This window comes from Paenibacillus sp. oral taxon 786 str. D14 (assembly GCF_000159955.1).
Taxonomy (GTDB): domain Bacteria; phylum Bacillota; class Bacilli; order Paenibacillales; family Paenibacillaceae; genus Fontibacillus; species Fontibacillus phoenicis.
The window spans coordinates 254,082-271,310 of sequence record NZ_GG695972.1 but is presented as its reverse complement, the minus strand read 5'-3'; the positions used below and the strand labels follow the sequence as shown (position 1 = coordinate 271,310).

The 17,229-nt window shown below is 55.4% G+C and carries 17 protein-coding genes; 3 read left to right on the top strand and 14 right to left on the bottom strand.

Features of this window, described 5'->3' with window-relative positions; translation table 11 throughout:
* Nucleotides 1–439 precede the first annotated feature (439 nt).
* Complete coding sequence (locus POTG_RS23070; protein WP_009223965.1) at nt 440–1,360, top strand: transposase; 921 nt, start codon at nt 440–442, stop codon at nt 1,358–1,360.
* A gap of 435 nt (nt 1,361–1,795) precedes the next feature.
* Here the strand turns inward: POTG_RS23070 and POTG_RS06195 are convergent, their stop codons facing one another.
* The 8 genes from POTG_RS06195 to POTG_RS06160 form a co-directional block, all read right to left on the bottom strand.
* Nucleotides 1,796–2,362: a flavodoxin family protein gene (locus POTG_RS06195; RefSeq protein WP_009223964.1), complete on the bottom strand. Its 567-nt coding sequence runs from the start codon at nt 2,360–2,362 to the stop codon at nt 1,796–1,798.
* 147 nt (nt 2,363–2,509) lie between these two features.
* A complete protein-coding gene (locus POTG_RS06190) occupies nt 2,510–4,225 on the bottom strand; it encodes an MGH1-like glycoside hydrolase domain-containing protein (protein ID WP_009223963.1) in 1,716 nt (571 codons plus the stop codon).
* A gap of 14 nt (nt 4,226–4,239) precedes the next feature.
* Nucleotides 4,240–5,130 (bottom strand): glycoside hydrolase family 43 protein, encoded by an 891-nt coding sequence (locus POTG_RS06185; protein ID WP_009223962.1) that lies wholly within the window; start codon nt 5,128–5,130, stop codon nt 4,240–4,242.
* A gap of 46 nt (nt 5,131–5,176) precedes the next feature.
* Nucleotides 5,177–6,016 (bottom strand): carbohydrate ABC transporter permease, encoded by an 840-nt coding sequence (locus POTG_RS06180; RefSeq protein WP_036644429.1) that lies wholly within the window; start codon nt 6,014–6,016, stop codon nt 5,177–5,179.
* Nucleotides 6,017–6,021: 5 nt separating this feature from the next.
* Nucleotides 6,022–6,972, bottom strand: a complete 951-nt coding sequence (locus tag POTG_RS06175; protein WP_009223960.1) for a carbohydrate ABC transporter permease — start codon at nt 6,970–6,972, stop codon at nt 6,022–6,024.
* 83 nt (nt 6,973–7,055) lie between these two features.
* Complete coding sequence (locus POTG_RS06170; protein WP_009223959.1) at nt 7,056–8,411, bottom strand: ABC transporter substrate-binding protein; 1,356 nt, start codon at nt 8,409–8,411, stop codon at nt 7,056–7,058.
* A 103-nt stretch (nt 8,412–8,514) separates the two neighbouring features.
* Complete coding sequence (locus POTG_RS06165) at nt 8,515–10,101, bottom strand: response regulator transcription factor (protein ID WP_036644427.1); 1,587 nt, start codon at nt 10,099–10,101, stop codon at nt 8,515–8,517.
* Complete coding sequence (locus tag POTG_RS06160) at nt 10,094–11,893, bottom strand: cache domain-containing sensor histidine kinase (protein ID WP_036644424.1); 1,800 nt, start codon at nt 11,891–11,893, stop codon at nt 10,094–10,096. Before POTG_RS06160 ends, POTG_RS06165 begins: the two co-directional genes overlap by 8 nt.
* Nucleotides 11,894–12,138: 245 nt before the next feature.
* Between POTG_RS06160 and POTG_RS06155 the strand changes: the two genes are divergently transcribed.
* Both POTG_RS06155 and POTG_RS06150 read left to right on the top strand, forming a co-directional pair.
* A complete protein-coding gene (locus POTG_RS06155; RefSeq protein ID WP_036644422.1) occupies nt 12,139–12,336 on the top strand; it encodes a PspC domain-containing protein in 198 nt (65 codons plus the stop codon).
* A gap of 46 nt (nt 12,337–12,382) precedes the next feature.
* Entirely contained in the window at nt 12,383–13,057 is a 675-nt protein-coding gene (locus tag POTG_RS06150; RefSeq protein WP_009223954.1) for a PspA/IM30 family protein, read from the top strand.
* Between the two features lie 104 nt (nt 13,058–13,161).
* Here POTG_RS06150 and POTG_RS06145 read toward each other — a convergent pair whose 3' ends face one another.
* From POTG_RS06145 to POTG_RS23620, 6 genes are all read right to left on the bottom strand, one after another.
* Complete coding sequence (locus POTG_RS06145; protein WP_036644420.1) at nt 13,162–14,100, bottom strand: SPFH domain-containing protein; 939 nt, start codon at nt 14,098–14,100, stop codon at nt 13,162–13,164.
* Entirely contained in the window at nt 14,100–14,534 is a 435-nt protein-coding gene (locus tag POTG_RS06140; RefSeq protein ID WP_028539829.1) for an NfeD family protein, read from the bottom strand. The genes POTG_RS06145 and POTG_RS06140 overlap by 1 nt, the downstream gene beginning before the upstream one ends.
* Nucleotides 14,535–14,682: 148 nt before the next feature.
* Nucleotides 14,683–15,387, bottom strand: coding sequence for a hypothetical protein (locus tag POTG_RS06135; RefSeq protein ID WP_009223951.1), 705 nt, complete (start codon nt 15,385–15,387; stop codon nt 14,683–14,685).
* Nucleotides 15,384–15,929, bottom strand: a complete 546-nt coding sequence (locus tag POTG_RS06130; protein WP_009223950.1) for a hypothetical protein — start codon at nt 15,927–15,929, stop codon at nt 15,384–15,386. Before POTG_RS06130 ends, POTG_RS06135 begins: the two co-directional genes overlap by 4 nt.
* Entirely contained in the window at nt 15,926–16,885 is a 960-nt protein-coding gene (pilM, locus tag POTG_RS06125; RefSeq protein WP_009223949.1) for a type IV pilus biogenesis protein PilM, read from the bottom strand. Before pilM ends, POTG_RS06130 begins: the two co-directional genes overlap by 4 nt.
* Nucleotides 16,852–17,229: prepilin peptidase (locus tag POTG_RS23620; RefSeq protein ID WP_036644417.1), on the bottom strand; the 378-nt coding region annotated here is incomplete at its 5' end. The genes pilM and POTG_RS23620, both read right to left, overlap by 34 nt.

The window sequence follows — 17,229 nt, the reverse complement described above, 5'->3', positions numbered from 1 at the left end:
CACCCCATAGCGAGATCGATAAAGGGATCCTCTCGCTGCGCCTCTTTGCACGATTATCCCCTTTGCTCAGAATTGGGGGATCTAGGAAGAGAGTCTTCTAGCTACCTCTTTGCACCATTATCCCTTTTAATCAGAATGGGGATCGAGAAAAGGGATCCTCTTACTGCACCTCATTGCACGAATATCCCTTTTGTTTCAGAATGCGGGATCTCTTCTAGTCTCTTTGCACGATTATCCCCTTTGCTCAGAATTGGGAAATCCATGAACGGGATTGAAATGAGGTGGCCCGTGGAGCTGATCATTCCGATTTTTACGAAGATAAGATGGTTATCTGGGATTTTTTTCTTGATTAACGAACATATGTTTGATATAATGACAAAAAAGAGAACGTACGTGCGTATTTAGTGAACTAGAGGAATTTGAATTGGAGGGATCGGACTTGGAATTAGGTATGAATCCGGAGCTTCAATCTATCAGCAGCCGTTTTCAAAGTGAGGCCGACTGCATCGAGGCGATCATCGCTATGAAGTGGCCAAACGGCTTCGTCTGCCCGCGCTGCGCTTTTACCGAATGTACCCGCGTGTCCTCCCGTCGCCTTCCTTTGTTTGAATGTGGAAGATGCAGCTATCAAGCCTCGCCTTTGGTTGGCACCATATTTGAAAGAACTCATCTGCCCCTGGTGAAGTGGTTTCAAGCCTTGGAGCTGTTCCTGCTTCCCGACGGCATCTCGGCGCTCCGTTTGAGTCAGGTAATCCAAGTTACCTACAAGACCGCTTGGCTCATGCTGCACAAAATCCGCCATAGCCTCAGCGAATGTGATGCCCGAAATCTGCTCTCTGGAGAGGTAAAGGTGAACCGCGATCAGTATGGAACGGATCCCAACCGTTTTCATCCAGTTTCTCAACCTTATGCCACCGCAGTCGTCGCCGGTTGCACGGTAACTGAGTCTGGTGAACCCGGGCGAGTGAAGATCCAACTGGTATCACATAAAAGAGGAAGCGAGCAATGGGCTACTCGGTGCGATCTCGTCGCGTTCATCAACAAACATGTAGACGTCCATACCTCAACCAAGCGGTGGTTCCCTTTCGTTTATCGGATGTATCTGCCCTTACGGAGAGTCGTGAGACAAGCAAGGGACTCGATCAGACGCACGTATGTCGCCTTGGGGTTAACACATTTGCAGGCGTATTTGAATGAGTACACCGTCCGCCGTCACCTGCGCATGTCCTGTTCCGAGGAAGAGATGCGCCAGAACCTGCTACAGATGTGCTTGTCCATTCCTGCGATCCCTTACCGCCAGTTAATCGCACGCCACCAGAACGCACGCCATCGGAAGCCGTTCCTTGCAACAGCGGCGTAAATTGAAACGCTCGGGGCATTAAACTTGTCTTTATAATCTGGACTTGAACTTCTTGTCCTCTTCAATCTGAATTTCACTTTCAATTCTGGACGATCTATTACTTCCTTTAACTTTTGTAACTTGCCTTCTTGCCTCAGCTTCAATCTGCCATATTGGTCATACTCCTAGGTCGTATTCCTAGGGCTATCTTAGGTTTTTTACGATTAAGTAAGGACTTAGCTCTCGACTGCTTCAAAGCAGGCTATTCTCCTCAGACAAAGCGCTTTTTCGTAACAACGATTTCTCTTTCTCTACTGCCTGATTCAACGGGATAATCATGAAAAAGAGGGCGGCTGCATAGGTTCCTACCTATCTTCGACAAAGGGAGCATAAGAAAAACGTGCCGCTGCAAATGCAACCGCACGTCGGTCTTCCATCTGTCTATGAAAGTAAAGATCAGGAACGATTCACCGCCAACGGCTCGGCTTTCCGTAGCTCGGCGTTTAGCGCCGCAGCCTCGCGGATCGCCCGGGCGTCCTTGAAGATCTCGCCCGGTCTGCTGGCTTTGCCGATCACATAACCGGCAAACGGTAACCCCACGAAATCAAACGTGTACTGCAGCTGTTGAATGAGCGGCAGCGCTTTGATCCGCGGATTATCGCCGCCGACCACGACGGCATAGGCTGTTTTGGCCGCCATCCGCTCTTTAAAGTTGAAACGGACATCGCGCAAGCTTTGCGACCAGCGATCGATGAAGTTCTTCATCAAGCCGGATGGCCCGTACCAATATACCGGCGTGGCGAAGATCAAAATATCATGCTCCAGCACCTGCAGGATCAGCTCGTCGTAATCATCGTCCACGGGATCGAAGCCGCCTTCGTCGTGCCGTTGATCGTGGATCGGTTTGATTTCTTTCTCCCGCAGGATGATATTCGTATAGGGTAACCCCTCTAAAACCAGCCGCGTCAGTTCCTCCGTGTTCCCTCCATTCCTTGCACTTCCCTGAATGACAGCAATGCGCATTCCCTGCACTCCCCTCCGAATTCTCAAGCGAAACTTCCCGAAGTTGCGCCTGCTTTACGCCTATTTATTGTTATGCGACAGGCATCTGAAATATATGCAATCTTCATAAGTTTATGGCGTTTTTTCGGGAAACGTGCAGGGGGTTGTCTAGTGATACGTAGGTAGAACGACACCGGGACCTGCCAAAGCTTCAGCAGAAGCTGACTTTGGCCCTGATCCGGGACTAGAAACCGCGCTATCCCGATTCAATCGCCAAACCTCGTTCCCGCCGAGGTTTACCGGATAAGCTCGGCCCCCAAATTCCAGCAGACCCTCCACCGTCCGAACGCTCATCCCGATGAGCGCTTTAGGCTCACCGCGTCGATCGGTGACGAGACGGGTCCCGTAGGGAAACCGGCAGTACGGCTCCCCGTCCCGGTATACGGTGCTGCCTTCACGCGTATTGACCAGCTCGAATACCGTGCCGTCCACTTTCCGGGCATACGCGGTTTCCTCGGCCGGTACTTCCCCGTGATCCATCGGATAAGGCAGCAGCCCGGTGAACCACAGCTCTTCCTCCGGCGTCGGCAGGATGCCGCACAACCGCTCCACATAGTCGAGCAGACACAAAATCGCAGGGGAGTAGGTCTCGGTGAAGCCTTCCTCTCCCGTCCAAGGGCTGAGGCACTGGGCGAAACGCTCCATGCGGGCCATCGCCGACAGAATCGGCTGCAGTACCCAGGTTAGCTCCACATGCCGCCCGTGGTACTCAAACGCATGCGGAGCACGGATTAAGCTAAGGAAGTTTGTCGTCCCCGCCCAGGTGTTGTAGGCCGACGACGGATCAAACCGCGGGTCGTCCATGGCAATCGAAGTGAAGGGATACTTGGCAAAAAACTTCCGCGTATTCAGCAAATATCGTCGCAGCGACGAAGCGAAAAATTCCCCGTCCCCCACCTCGCAAGCCAATACGCGCAGCAGCACGTCAGACTGGATGCGGACGAACTGTCCGCTAGAGTCCACGTCGTAGAAGAACCCGTCTTCCGCATCATAGCAATGCTTCATCAGGCTGGACAGGCTCGCCTCCGCTTTAGCTGCCCACTCCGGTCCTGCTGCCGCCCCCAGCTCCGCGGCGATGGCCGCCAAATAACGCCGCTGACAGTAGACGTTAGCCGTCAGATCCGGCGCCAAAAACGGCAGCACCGGCGAGTCCGGATCGTACCGGCGCGGGTCGCCCAGATGCGACGTATCCGGCACATGCCAGAAGCGCGGAGATAGATCATGCCCCGTATCGAACGTGCAAAACGCCTCCACGCAGCCCGTCCCCCGCGTATCACGGAACGCGGCCAGCCAGGCGTCGTGCCGCTCCATGGCGCGGTACATCTTGTCCAGGAACTCCCGGTCCGCCCGGCCGTTCAGGCGGTAGTGGTTCCATACCGAGCGGGCCAGCGGCGTGACCATCTGGATTTGCCGGTATGCCGGTCCCGAGCCGGTCACCTTGTAGGGCATGAGGCCATCGGAGCGTTGGTAATCGGCAAACAAGGTGAAGGTCGCCTGCGCCACCGATGGCACAAAGCGGCTGAGCAGCTCGGCATTGATCGTGCCGGTGCTCTCCAGCCAAGTGCCGAGGTACACGCCGCCTTCATGCAGCACCGGCACGCCGCTTACCGACGGCACGATGCAATCGAGCAGCTTGCGCACGCCAGCGTAATAGACCCGCTCCAGCGGGCTCCCTTCGTTCGCCGCGAATTTGACGCCCGAAGCGGCAAACTCCTCCAGCACGGCTTGATCCGTGCTCTTACGCAAACCTTCTCCGCTTACAGCTGACGCAACCTCCATCTTGCGCAACCGCTCCAACACGCCCATCTCTCCCATTTCCCCCATCTGTCCCACCTCACCTATCTCTGCACTTCTTTCGGATGCGCGTATAATCGCCCGTCCTGCTCCGTCACCGGGATGAAGATCGGACGTTCATTGGGGCTGTCGTTTGGCGTATGAATCGCCAGTCGCAGCTCGCCCGCGAACGTGCGGAACACCATCCCGTGGCCGCCATCCCGTTTATACAACGGCTCTGTGTCCTGCACCCACGGGCCGGTAATGTCTCCACCAGCTTGGCGAGCGCAGCCGATCGTGTAGCCGCCGTCGCTAAAGCTGGACCAGAGCAGCAGCAGCTCGCCGTTATCAGCGCGGTACAGGAAGGGGCCGTCCGTGACGTAATTGGCCCCGCCGCGAATCCCTTCGGCCCATGGTGCCTCCGAAGCCCGGAACAATAGCACAGGCTCAGACACCGCCCGGTCCAGCTCGCGGCTTAGACGCACCGCGCAAATCTCCCCATCCTGCACCTGTACCCATTCATGGCAGAACACCATCCAGGGCTCGCCCTGCGGGTCGACGTAAAATGTCCCGTCCAAGCACTCCCAATCGCGCGGCGTCAACGGCCCGTCCCCAAGCGGCTGGAACGGGCCCAGCGGGCTGTCCGCCACCAGCGTTTGCGTGCCCCGGCATCGGCCGTCTGCCTTGAAGGTGGCGAACATGTAGTAGCGCCCCTGCCACTCATGCACCTCCGGCGCCCAGTAGTTGAAGTCCGACCAGAAATCCGGCTCCGGGCGGAACGCCGGGTAAGGACCTTCCCATGCCGCCAAATCCGTGCTCACGCAAACGTCAAACCCGCGCGGTTTGCCCTTCCAGCACGTCTCTCCGATCGTGCCGTACATATAATATTTGCCTTCCGCCGGCATCGGCAGGAGGAACGGATCCCGAATATGGATGTCCGATAACGCCAAGGTCATAACCAATCCCTCCTAGAAGTCGTGTACAGTTCACCGTCCTGTCAGCTTACTTCAGCCCCGTCGTCGAGATTCCTTCGACGATATAACGCTGGAAGATCAGGAAGATCACGATGACCGGCGCAACCGCCACCGTCGACATCGCCATCAACGAGCCCCAGTTCGACGTGCTGGTGGAGTCAATTAACGAGCGCAAACCGATCATTACCGTAAACAGCTTAGGACTGTTCAGGTAAATCATTTGCCCAAAGAAGTCGTCCCACGTCCAGTAGAACGTAAAGATCGACGTTGTAATCACCGCCGGTACGCACAGCGGCATAATGATCCGCAAGTATATCTGCCAAGGTCCACAGCCGTCGATCCGGGCGCTTTCGTCCAATTCCATCGGTAACCCGCGAATAAACTGCACCATCAGCAGCACGAAAAACGCATCCAATGCAAAAAACTTCGGCACAACGAGCGGAAGAAACGTATTCACCCATCCAAACGTGTGGAACAGAATATATTGCGGAATGAGCGTCACTTGAAACGGCAGCATCAGCGTCATCAGCATCATGCTGAACCAGAATTTTTGACCCGCAAAATTCAAACGCGCAAAGGCAAAGGCCGCCAGCGAGCAGGAGATTACGTTGCCAATCACCGCCAGCGCCGCAATAATAAAGGAATTGATCAGGAAATGCCCAAATGAATACCCCTGAATCCCCCGCCAGCCGTTAACGTAATTGGAGAACGTGAAGGAATCCGGCCACAATCCCATGTCCGAGAAGATTTCCGCGTTTGGCTTGAACGAGCTGCTGATCATCCACAACACCGGATAAATCATGATCGTCCCGATCACGATCACCACCACGTGTCTCCACAGTTTGCTTAAGCTTAGCCTCAACACCATCTCTCTCAGCCCCTTTCGTCCTTGCCGTCGCCGTAATAAACCCAATACTTGGAGGAAGCGAACACGATCGCCGTAAAAATACCGATAATCACCAGCATCACCCAAGCCATAGCCGAGGCGTAACCCATATTAAAGTAAGAGAACCCCTTCAAATACAGGTACAGCGAGTAGAACATCGTCGAGTCGATCGGCCCGCCATGACCGTCCCCGATAATGTACCCGGAGGTAAACACCTGGAACGAGCTGATCATGTTCATCACCAGGTTAAACAGGATAACCGGCGACAACAGCGGCAGCGTGATCCGCAGAAACTGACGCGTCCGGCTGATGCCGTCCACCGCCGCAGCCTCGTAGATTTCCCCCGGGATCTGCTTCAGTCCCGCCAGGAAAATCACCATCGACGAGCCAAATTGCCAAACCGACAGCGCGACGATGGAATAAATAATGTAGCTCGGATTGGCCACCCAATCGGGGGCATCAATATGAAAAATCCCGAGGAACCGGTTAAACAACCCGTCACCGGAGAAGATTTTTTTCCAAACCACCGCAATCGCCACGCTCCCCCCTAACAACGAAGGGATGTAATAGACGGTCCGATATAGGCCAAGCAGCCGTAACCCTTTATTCAAAATAATCGCGACCGCCAGTGCGAACACCAACCGCAGAGGAACGGAGAGGAACACGTATTGAAATGTCAGCTTCAACGAATGGGTAAACGTGGCATCTCCCGTAAACATCTCCGTAAAATTCTGAAGCCCAATCCAAGCGGGCGCTTTCAACATGTTATAGTTCGTAAAGGACAAATACAGCGAAGCCAGAATCGGCCCAATCGCCATGCAAAAAAATCCAATCAACCAGGGCAGCAGAAACAAATAACCCGTCAAGTTCCGTTTCAGGGATCGACGTCGTTTTGGCTTTACCATCGTTTGGGTTGCCACACCTGTCACCGAATCCATAAGTAAACACCTCCGTAACCATCATTCCTTGGGTTCAGAAAAAGGGGAACCCAACGGATCCCCTCTTTCGTGTGACAGGCCGGTTAATTTGTCGTTGCACTTAAGTTTGCCTGTAAGATTTTTTGTCCCTGTGCATAAAAATCTTCTGCTGCCTTCGCGATGTCCATCCGTCCGAATGCCACGTTCTGGCTGGCTTTCAGCAGCTCTTGCTTAAACTCGTTGGAGCCCGGAACGTTGTACAACAGGTCGACATCATCCACCGCCACGATATCCAGGTAATCGTATACCACTTTATCCGTTTCGGAAGCCTCCGCCTTCAGTACGGCCCGCATCTCCGAGGAGACTGGCACGCCGCGGTTGTTGCCAAGGATTTTGGCTGCGTCCGGATCGTTCACCCAGAAGTCCATCAGCATCGCTACTTCCTTCGGATGCTTGGTATTGGCATAACCCACGATGTTCTGGCTCGATTGAACGGAGATCATGCTGCCGTTTGGTCCCATCGGAACCGGGATGAGCGTCAGCTTATCCTGGGACATTTTTTGGAAATCAGCAAACTGGTTCGTCGGAATAAACTGCATCGCCACTTGGCCTTTCGTCACCAGGGACATGCTTGTATCGTCCGGATCGGCCGAAATTTGCAGCTCCGGCGTAACGATGCTGCCGGCTTTGCGCATGCCTTCCCAGAGCGTGAACCACTCGGCGACGTCCGCCGCCTCGAAGCCCAGCTTCTTCTCCGGCTCATTGTAGATCATCTTGTCCCGCTGAGTCAGGTATACCCCAAACTGGTCCATCTCGCCGGAATAATCGTAAGAGCCGTAAATGTCTTTACCGGTAGCCGCAATCTGTTCATTGATCTTGATAAAATCGTCCCAAGTCCATTCCTTCGTCGGCAAAGGAAGACCGGCTTTCTCAAACAGCGCCGTATTCGCGAGAATCGCTGTCGAGTTCGCCCCAATCGAGATCCCCCGCAGCTTACCATCAAACGTATTCACGTTGATGAGCTGCGGCGAAATTTTGCTGGTATCGACTTCATTGCCGACGTACGGAGTGATATCCAGCAGTACATCCCGTGTGGCATATTCCAAGATATTGCTCCCTAACGTAAACAGGTCCGGGGCCGTCCCCGATGCCAGCTGCGTATTCAGCTTATCGAAATATCCATCAAAAGGAGAAAACTCGGGGATCACCTTGATGTTCGGGTGTTTCTCCTCGAACTTCTTCAGCATGGCCGTGGTAATGTCAGCCCGGGTTTGGTCCCCCCACCACATGACGCGAAGCTCAACTTGCTCCTCGCTGGCGGCGCCTCCTGCCTCCGACGGCTGGTTCGTATTCCCCGTAGTTACACTCCCGGCATTGTTGTTACCGGAGCCGCACGCCGAGACCAAGATGGCCGTAACAAGAAACAAACTGGCCAACAACATCGCCTTCGTCTTCTTCATCTCTTCCTTCCCCCTTCATGAGAATGGTCTTGCTGATTAAATGGTAGCGCATACAAAAAAGGAGAAGAATCCAATTTCTTTGGGCGTTGGACTTTTACTTTTTTTAGATGTTCTTATCCTTCTGCCGGTACTCGGACGGACTGATGCCAAATACCTTCTTGAATTTCGTGCTGAAGTAGCTGGCATTGGAGAAGCCCGTCAGCTCCGCGATATCGCTTAAGGACAGCGGGGTTTCGTCAAGCAGCTGCACCGCTTTGTTCATGCGTACATCGGTCAGGTATTGGAGAAAGGATTTGCCGGTTTTTGTTTTAAACAGATCGGACAAATAAGACAGGTTATAGTGGTACTGCTCGGCGATTTGCGACAGGTTCAGATCGTTCATGTAATTCAGCTCGATCATTTCCTTCATCGCTTCCACGATGGAGGGCTCCTCCCTCGTGCTGTCCCCCTTCTTCAGCGAAAACAGCGGCTCCGCCAGCCCATACAGGAACCCGCAGGCTTTGGATACGGTGCCGAGCCCCCATACTCGCTCCGGATCCAACCAGATCTCGTCCTTCTCCCGCAGCGCAAGCCCCATGGCATCCGCTGCCGCTTCGATGGCCAAGCAGCATTGGAAAATCAGCTTGATAAACTGCGGGTGCGAGAACGCCAGCGCGGCGGCGAGCTCCTCCTCCACCAGCTTCTCAAACGCTGCCTTGCGGCCGTCGGCCAAATGCCGCTGCAGCAGCTTCAGCTTGTCCTGGGCCGCCAGCTGTGCCGGATCCGCCGGGCCCCGCGTAGGCTCCGCTCCGGCTTGCTGCGTGTGCCGGCTCATATACCAGGCCAGCACGGAGGAAAGGTACCCCTCTCGCCATGCCTCCAGACCTTGCACGGGTTCGCCGGCCATCACCAGCGCCTTCTGTTTCAAATAGCTGCGGACAATATCAGCCACTTGGCTGGAGAAGCTTTGCACAGCGGCCGTGTCGCCCGGCACGATGGCAAACAGCAAGTCAGGATGCTTCGCTTCCCGAAAGACCGGGATACCGGGAGCAGAACCGGTTGTACCCGCCAGCTCGCGGCAAAGCAGCTCAAACGGCAGACGCAGGCCGGATTCCTCCGGCGCTTCTTCCGGTGCCGGCGGTAACCCGATCGCCACAAAACGCACCGGTTGCTCCGCCAGTTCATTTAAGCCAAACAACCGAACCCGTTCCGGCCACAGGTGGCTGCTGCCTGGATAAGCTCGGATCACGCTCTGAATAAATTGCTCCTTCATTTCCTCCAAGTAGCGGGACAGCTTCCATTCCGCCAGCTTCCGCTCCGACTGCGCCGAGCGCTCCTGGTCCAGCTCAGAAGCGACCCTGCCCAAGGCTCCGGCCAGTTCGCTCCGCGTCACCGGCTTGAGCAGCAGGTCGCTGGCGCGATTTTTGATCGCCGCATGGGCATACTGAAAATCGTCATATCCCGTCAGCACGATCAGACGAATATCCGGATATTGCCGGGAACAGCTTTCGAGCAGCTCCACCCCGTCCATGATCGGCATGCGCATATCGGTAATGATAATGTCGCAGTCCCCGGTCTGAAGCCACTCCAGCGCCTCCTGACCATTCCCCGCTTCCCCGGCGATCTGGAGGCCCAGCTGCTGCCAATCAATTTTTAGCCTTAGTCCTTGACGAATCTCCCGTTCATCATCAACCAGCAGCACGTTATACATCCGCATTTCCCTCCCCTATCGGCAAACTCAGTGTGATCGTCGTCCCTTCCCTGGGCGCCGATTGAATCGAAAACGCAAAGCCAGCTCCATAATAAAGCGCACACCGGGCCAAAATATTCCGCAAGCCGATCTGTCTCCCGCCGGTGCTTAATACCTGCTCCAGTTGGGAATGCTGGTACTCCTCGTTCAGCTGCCGCACCAAGTCCGGCTCCATGCCAACTCCGTTGTCGGCCACCTGCAAGAGCAGCCGTTGATCCTCCTCCCAAATCCGGATGCGCACAACGGCAACGTCGTTTTTGACCTGACTGTATTTCACGGCATTTTCCACAAGCGGCTGCAAAATAAACTTCACGATATACACCGGACGGTCCGGCACCGCGTTCTCCAGCGTCAAATCCAGCTGTTCCGCAAACCGATGGTGCAGAATCGCAGCGAAAGATTCGGTATACGTCACTTCGTCACGCAACGGGATCAGATCGCTTTTGGCATTCAGCGAGAAGCGCAGCATTTTGCCTAGCGATTCGATAACGTCAACTGCATCATCCGTTCGCCTCTGGATCACCAGACTGCTGAGTAACTCCAACGTGTTAAACAAAAAATGCGGATTAATCTGCATCAGCAGCGCCCGATATTCCGCCTGTTGCCGGCGCAGCTTCAATTCAAACTCGCTTTTCAAATGGGCGCGCAGCCGTACAATCATGTTACGGAACGTGGCCGTCACGAACCCGACCTCATGGTTCACCTGCTGCCGCTCAGGAATACGCTGCTCCGCCTGGGCGAACTCCCCGCGCTGGACAAGCCGCATCGCTGCCACCAAGCCGCCCAGCGGTTTGGTAATGCTGTAGGAAATCCAGACGGCCGCAAGGACAGCGAACACCAACAGTGTCCCGGTCGCCACCAAAATCCCTGATTTCAGATTGATCAGGTTGGCCAGCAGTTCATTTTCCGAGACCGCCCCAACGAGCATCCAATCGTTAAATTGCAGTTTTTTATAGACGTAGATCATGTCCTCGCCCTGAGGTTTGGCATAAAATACGCCTTCCCGCGGCCCCCGCTCCCGGATCTCCCCCAGCTTGTTCAGGACCGGTTCGCTGAAATCTGACAACGGCTGGCCTAACAGCGGTTCACCTTCGCCGCTAAGCAAAAAAATCGTACCATGGGTTCCGAGATGCACCTGGCTGAGCGGGTCCTTGAAGTATTCAGCGCGAACGTTCACCTTCATGATGGCGGTAGCTTGGGAAACGCTGAACGTCCCGATCGGGATCAGGAAGCTAATGACCTCATGCTCCTTCAAACGCACCGGTTCAAACGGATCCACCGCCGCCGGGGCCCAATGCTGCTCAGACTCGTAAAAATTTCGATACCAGTCCGTCTCCAAAAACGACGGGGCCTGCAAGATCCGGTTGTCCAAACCGACATACAGCCCGTCTTTGCGATAAATCGAGGCGGTGGCGATGATGGAATAGTTGTTCACCGTCCGCGTCAAAAATTTGCTGAGCTGGATATTTTTCAGCATCTTCTGCCCTTCGGACTGCGTGGGATCGGAGACGAATTCGCTCCAGTCGTTCGTGATGTCACTGTTATAGATCACTGAGGAGAAATCGTAGATTTGGCCAATCGTGGAGTTGATGAGTGCGGTGTAGGCCGTCATTTTTTCCAATGCCGCCGTTTCGCTGTCAGAGCGCAAGATCGCGCTGGACTTGTTATAGCTGATCAGGAACATGACGCAGAAGGAAATGACCAATAAGACGACAAATACGGCAATCAGCCGATTGCGTAGCGAAAAAAACATCGGCGCCCCTCCCTTATGCACAACACTATAACGAAAACGTCCACTTCCCGCAATAAGCGCTTACATAGGCGTGACGTCAAGCTTTTTTTCATTTCACTTGCCAGAATCCCTCCCGCGCCCAAGCCCCTGCCCCGACTTCCAGACGAGGAACCGGCCCGACCAAGGTCCAGTTCACAAACCGTCCCCAGCCCGTTATGCCCTGCCGCCATTCCCGGTAGAATGAAGACATGAACAACGGATAACACATTCGTTCAATCGAGACTCAGTGCGGCGGGCTCGCCCAATGGCTTGGGGTTGACTCCACGGTCGTGCGGCTGATCGCCGTCGTGGCGGTATTCTTCAGCTTTGGCACCGTCGTAGCCCTGTACCTGATCGCAAGCCTCATCGTTCCCAAGGAACCGATCGGCAGCTACAGCTACGATGATCCGTTTTCCCCGTTTTGATCTGTGAAAGTTCCCAAACTCTATTAACCCTAAAGGAGAGATTCCAATGAGCAGCGTATTTGATCGTATCGCCAATCTGGCCAAGGCTTCCATTCATGAAGTGTTAAACAAACTGGAGGATCCGGTCCTGATGACCGGCCAATACTTACGCAACCTGGAGGACGACATCGCCGCCGCTGAGAAATTGTTGAAGGAGCAGCAAATGACCGCGACCGTTCAGGAGCGAAAAAGCGCAGATATCGCGCATCTGGCCAAGCAAAGTGAAATTCGGGCTTTGACCGCTCTGGAGCAAGGCGATGAAGTGACGGCGCGCCATGCGGCTGCGGAGAAAATCCGTTACGAGGAGCAAGCGCAGCTGTACGCCAAAGAAGCGCAGGAGGCCCGTGACCGCGTCGCTGAGCTGGAGATTCGCATCGCGGAAGGCAAAGCGGAGTTTGCCCGCTTGAAGGAGAAACGTAACGAGCTGGCAGCCCGTGCCCGCAAGGTACAAGTCAAAGCCGAGACCGAACGGCCGAACTTCAGCCGCGGCATCGAAAGCGGCGCAGCCGCGCGGGGCTTCGAGCGCATGGAGGAGAAGATCCTGAGCTGGGAAGCTCAGCAAGAAGTCTCCGCCAGCTACGGGAGAACGGCCGGTGTCGCGGATGCAGGCACAACCCAGTCCGCCGCCGTCAACGAAGAGCTGGAACGTCTGAAGGCGCAATTGTCGAACCGGCATTCCTGAGCCGTTCATATATAGAGGAACCGCCCGAGAGAGCGCCGATCGAGTTAAGCATGAAAAAGAGCCCGGCAAGAACAATCTCTTGCCGGGCTTCTTCATTTGAAAGCTTATGATTTGCCGTCCTTGCCGGCTTTGAACACTTCGCCAATCGCGCCGAGACTTCCCAGCGTTTCGATCGCATTCGACGGGAGAAACACCTTGTTGGCTGGTCCCTTGGCCACTTCCTTCAACGCTTCGAAGGATTGGTACGCCAAGACGGATTCGGTTAAAGCCGCATCGCGCAGCATTTCGATCCGCGTCTTTTCGGCGGCGGCAATCGACTCGATCGCTTTTGCTTGACCCAGCGCCTCCAGCTCCTGGGCTTGGCGGAAGCCTTCGGCTTCGCGAATACGCGCTTCCTTGTCGCCTTCCGCTTTCAGGATCTTACTTTGCTTGTCACCTTCCGCACGCAGGATCATATCCTGCTTGGCGGCTTCGGCCTCAAGCACGATGGCCCGTTTGTTCCGCTCGGCCTTCATTTGTTTGTCCATCGCTTCTTGGATATCGACCGGCGGCCGGATGTCGAGGACTTCTACCCGTTCGATCCGCACGCCCCACTTCTCGGTCGCTTCATCAAGCGCCGTCCGGATATCGGTCGAAATCTTCTCCCGACCGGATAACGTTTCGTCCAGCTCCATTTTACCGATGATCTGACGCAGCGTAGCTGTTGTAATGTTCCGTACCCCGTACACAAAATCAGAAATGCCGTACGTTGCTTGTTCCGGATTTACAACCTGATAGAAAATAATCGTGTCGATCTGCACCTGTACGTTATCTTTGGTGATGACGGTTTGCGGCGGCACATTCGTCTGTTGAATCCGCAAATCGTGATACGTCCGCACCTGGTCGATGATCGGGATCAGGACGTTCAGACCCGGCGTCAGCAAACGGTTAAATTTACCGAGCCGTTCAACGACACCCACTCGTTGCTGCGGTACGATTTTGACTGTCAGTGAGACAAATACGACAACAACGACAACAATGACCGCAATAATTGCCCATTGCATTAAGTAATTTCCTCCCATCTTTCTACTTCGATAATTGTACTGCTTCGCGCCAGCACCCGAACCTTCTCATCCCTGCCGATCGGGACGGAGGCCTTCGCGCTCCACGAATCTCCCCCAACCTTCACGATGCCGTATTGACCGGGTTCAATCGATTCCACAACGACGCCTTGCTTCCCTACCAGTTCGGTACCGATATCCTTAAACCCTTTTGCTGTGCGAAATTTTCTGGAAAGCGGCTTCGTAAACACCGTCAGGACTACGGCGACCAGACAGCCCAAAGCGACCTGCCAGAAGTAAGCTTCGGGGGCCACCAAAGCTACAACTACCGCAACCAGCGAACCGATGCAGAGCCATAGCAGGTAAAAAGTCATCGTCATCATCTCAAGTACCAATAAGATTCCGGCGACGATGAGCCAAATCGCCCACATTTCCATCCCCCTGTTGCACCACCTTTCAGCATTATAGTTATTTATACGGGAAACATACCAAAAAGTATCAAGGAATCGCTGGAAATAGAAAAAAAGCACCCCAGCACACCGCCGGAATGCTTAATTCAAACGTAAAGAGCTCTGATTTCCTGAGTTACCGGTACAATGCCAACAGCCGGAACGCCGCCGTTTTGCTCTCCACCTCTTCTTCTCTTCCATATTCAAAGGAGTCGACGATATAGAGCCGGTCGGCTTTCTGCAGAGCCACGGCGAAGTTTTTGACTTCCGCCAAGCTCCCCCGGAGCTGAAGCTGCAGCGACATCACGGTGAACCCCGCCGTACTGAGCTCCGCTTCATTTAACAATCCGGAAGCCCCCAATGCAGAAGGAACGCCGTCTGTCGACGATGAACCTGCGGGCAGACTGTTCAAAATGGACACACTTCCGTCCAGAGACAAGGAATTATCTACGGCCGCGGCATCAGCGGAAACCGCAAAGGACCCGCCGCTTTCCGGCCCTTCGAAGACAACCTCCCGAATCTGTACGCCGGAGGACTTGGCCGCTCGTTCCAGGTCTAGCAAAATCCCTTCCCGGTCGGGCTCCTCCGGTACCGCTGCCTCCCGCTTGGCCGTATCGGCCAAAGCGTCCGATGCTGCTGCATCTGCCCGTTTGGCCTCAACAATCGCCTGTGTTTTTTGCAGAAATAATTGTTTGGCTTCGTGGTCGGACGCCAGGTTCGCCGATTTCTCCATCTCCGGCCGGTATCCGAAGAAATAAAACGATCCCGCCGCTAGCAGCACCAGCGCAGCAACCAGCATCCAGCGGGCTCCGGCCGATCCGGAGCGATGTTCCGTATTCATTCGCCGTCACCTGCCTGTTCCGCCGTTCCCGTTCCCGGCTTCAGCTCAAATGTGCCGATATACCCCCGCCCCGGCAGCTCTTTCACCGATTGAATCAGCTCGCCGCTTAGTTCCGGCTGTTTACGCAGCGCGGTGGAATAGGCACTAGCTTCACTTAAGCTGGCGAATCGGCACGTCCAAGTGAGTACGGTCTCGTGAAAGCGTACCGTTTCCAACGTGCCCCCAGCGGGAAGCGGGGCTTCCAGGCTGGTGATGAGCGCCTTCACATCCGGCCGCTGTCCGCTTAGCTTCTCGATCAACTCGATGCCCGCCGCTCCGATTCCCGCAGTCCCCAAGCTTTGCAGTTCGCTTTGCAGCTCCGCCTGCTGCCGTTCCGTTTCGGCGATTCTCGTAGTTAATTCAGCAGCCGTCTCGTGAACGCCCCAAAAGGCATACCCAAAGTAAGCGCAAAGCCCAAGCCCGGCGAGCAGCAACAAGAGCGGGAGAAGGACTCCAGAGGAAGCCGGACGCGGCTTGGGAGGGAGCAAATTGATATCGATCATCGGCCTTCCGCTCCCTTCATGGCGAGGCCAAGGGCAATCGCATAGCTGCCTTGGTCGGCGATTTCCTGTCCAGCAAAATACGGGGACAAGTCCACTTCGGACACGCTCACCTGATCAAAAGCCGCCGACAGCTGGCGCACGATCTCCGGCTTGTCCGGCGCGGCGCCGGCAATCACGATGCCTTGCACGCGTTCATGCCCTTCATGCAGCGTATACTCATAGAAATTCATGATCCGGGTCACCGAGGAGACGATCTCCCCATACCGCCACGTATTCAGCTTGTCCCCGGACATCGGCTCCAAGGGAAACGTGCGCACGAAATCAGGCAACCCCTGGTGGTAGGTATAGACCTCCGCTTCTTTGGCTTTGAAATTAATCGCCATCACATTGCCGGATTCCCCTAGCAGGCGCTGCTGCCGAAGGATGCGCGACAGCGCAATGGCCGCCAAATCGACCGCTTCCAGACGAAGTCCAGCTTGTTCCAGTGAAGACACCATCTCTTGAATGATCGGACGCGGCACGGCGGCCACAAACGTGAGCAGCGCCTCCCCCTCCTCGCGCTCCTCGATCCAATGGTAGTCAATCACCGGATCCTCAAACGGCAGGCGAATGCTGCCTTCGATCTCCAGTTCGGTCACGCGGCGTTGCTGCCTTTTGCTCACCTTCGGGACCTGGAGCAAGCGGATAAACGATTGGGAGGTGGGCGCCGCTAGACGAACTTTCTTCCCGGCTAGTCCCCGGCGGTTCGCCCAGCGCTTCACCATCTCGGTGAAGCCGGACACGTCGGGAACCCCGTCCTCGTTCAGTTCGGCATCCACCGGCAGCAAGCCGGCCCGTTCTACGATGCCACGTTTGGCGTCAAATTTGACGAAACGGATTCCATCCTCATCGATCGTAATCCCAATGTGGGCCGACCGCCGGTTTAGTAAAAAGGAATGACGTTTTGCAGATACCAATGGATGATCTCCTTTCCATACATGTAAACCACCAGGGTGCCGATTGCCAAAAAGGGACCAAACGCCAGCGTCTGGCCGCGTCTTCTGCGGCCCCACGCCAGCTGCAGCAGTCCGGCGGCCGCGCCGGCTGCGCTGGCCAGAAACAAGGCCAGGAGCACGCCGGGAAAGCCGACGACCCAGCCAAAGACGGTCAGCAGCTTCACGTCGCCCATCCCCATCCCTTTCCCGGAGGTGAGGAGGGCGATCAGCAGCAGCAGACCGCCGCCGCCAAGCGCGCCCAGCGCTTGGCTCCACAACGGCACGCCGCCCGCCAGCGGGGCGGCGACGAGCAGCACGGCGCCGAA

Bases quoted from the DNA above. Each gene is read 5' to 3' on its own strand.
- POTG_RS06165 (WP_036644427.1), bottom strand. From the start codon at position 10,101: ATGTATAACGTGCTGCTGGTTGATGATGAACGGGAGATTCGTCAAGGA.
- POTG_RS06160 (WP_036644424.1), bottom strand. From the start codon at position 11,893: ATGTTTTTTTCGCTACGCAATCGGCTGATTGCCGTATTTGTCGTCTTA.
- POTG_RS06180 (WP_036644429.1), bottom strand. From the start codon at position 6,016: ATGGTGTTGAGGCTAAGCTTAAGCAAACTGTGGAGACACGTGGTGGTG.
- POTG_RS06135 (WP_009223951.1), bottom strand. From the start codon at position 15,387: ATGAATACGGAACATCGCTCCGGATCGGCCGGAGCCCGCTGGATGCTG.
- POTG_RS06175 (WP_009223960.1), bottom strand. From the start codon at position 6,972: ATGGATTCGGTGACAGGTGTGGCAACCCAAACGATGGTAAAGCCAAAA.
- POTG_RS06150 (WP_009223954.1), top strand. From the start codon at position 12,383: ATGAGCAGCGTATTTGATCGTATCGCCAATCTGGCCAAGGCTTCCATT.
- POTG_RS06195 (WP_009223964.1), bottom strand. From the start codon at position 2,362: ATGCGCATTGCTGTCATTCAGGGAAGTGCAAGGAATGGAGGGAACACG.
- POTG_RS06130 (WP_009223950.1), bottom strand. From the start codon at position 15,929: ATGATCGATATCAATTTGCTCCCTCCCAAGCCGCGTCCGGCTTCCTCT.
- POTG_RS06170 (WP_009223959.1), bottom strand. From the start codon at position 8,411: ATGAAGAAGACGAAGGCGATGTTGTTGGCCAGTTTGTTTCTTGTTACG.
- POTG_RS06185 (WP_009223962.1), bottom strand. From the start codon at position 5,130: ATGACCTTGGCGTTATCGGACATCCATATTCGGGATCCGTTCCTCCTG.
- POTG_RS06140 (WP_028539829.1), bottom strand. From the start codon at position 14,534: ATGGAAATGTGGGCGATTTGGCTCATCGTCGCCGGAATCTTATTGGTA.
- POTG_RS06190 (WP_009223963.1), bottom strand. From the start codon at position 4,225: ATGGGGGAAATGGGAGAGATGGGCGTGTTGGAGCGGTTGCGCAAGATG.
- POTG_RS06145 (WP_036644420.1), bottom strand. From the start codon at position 14,100: ATGCAATGGGCAATTATTGCGGTCATTGTTGTCGTTGTTGTCGTATTT.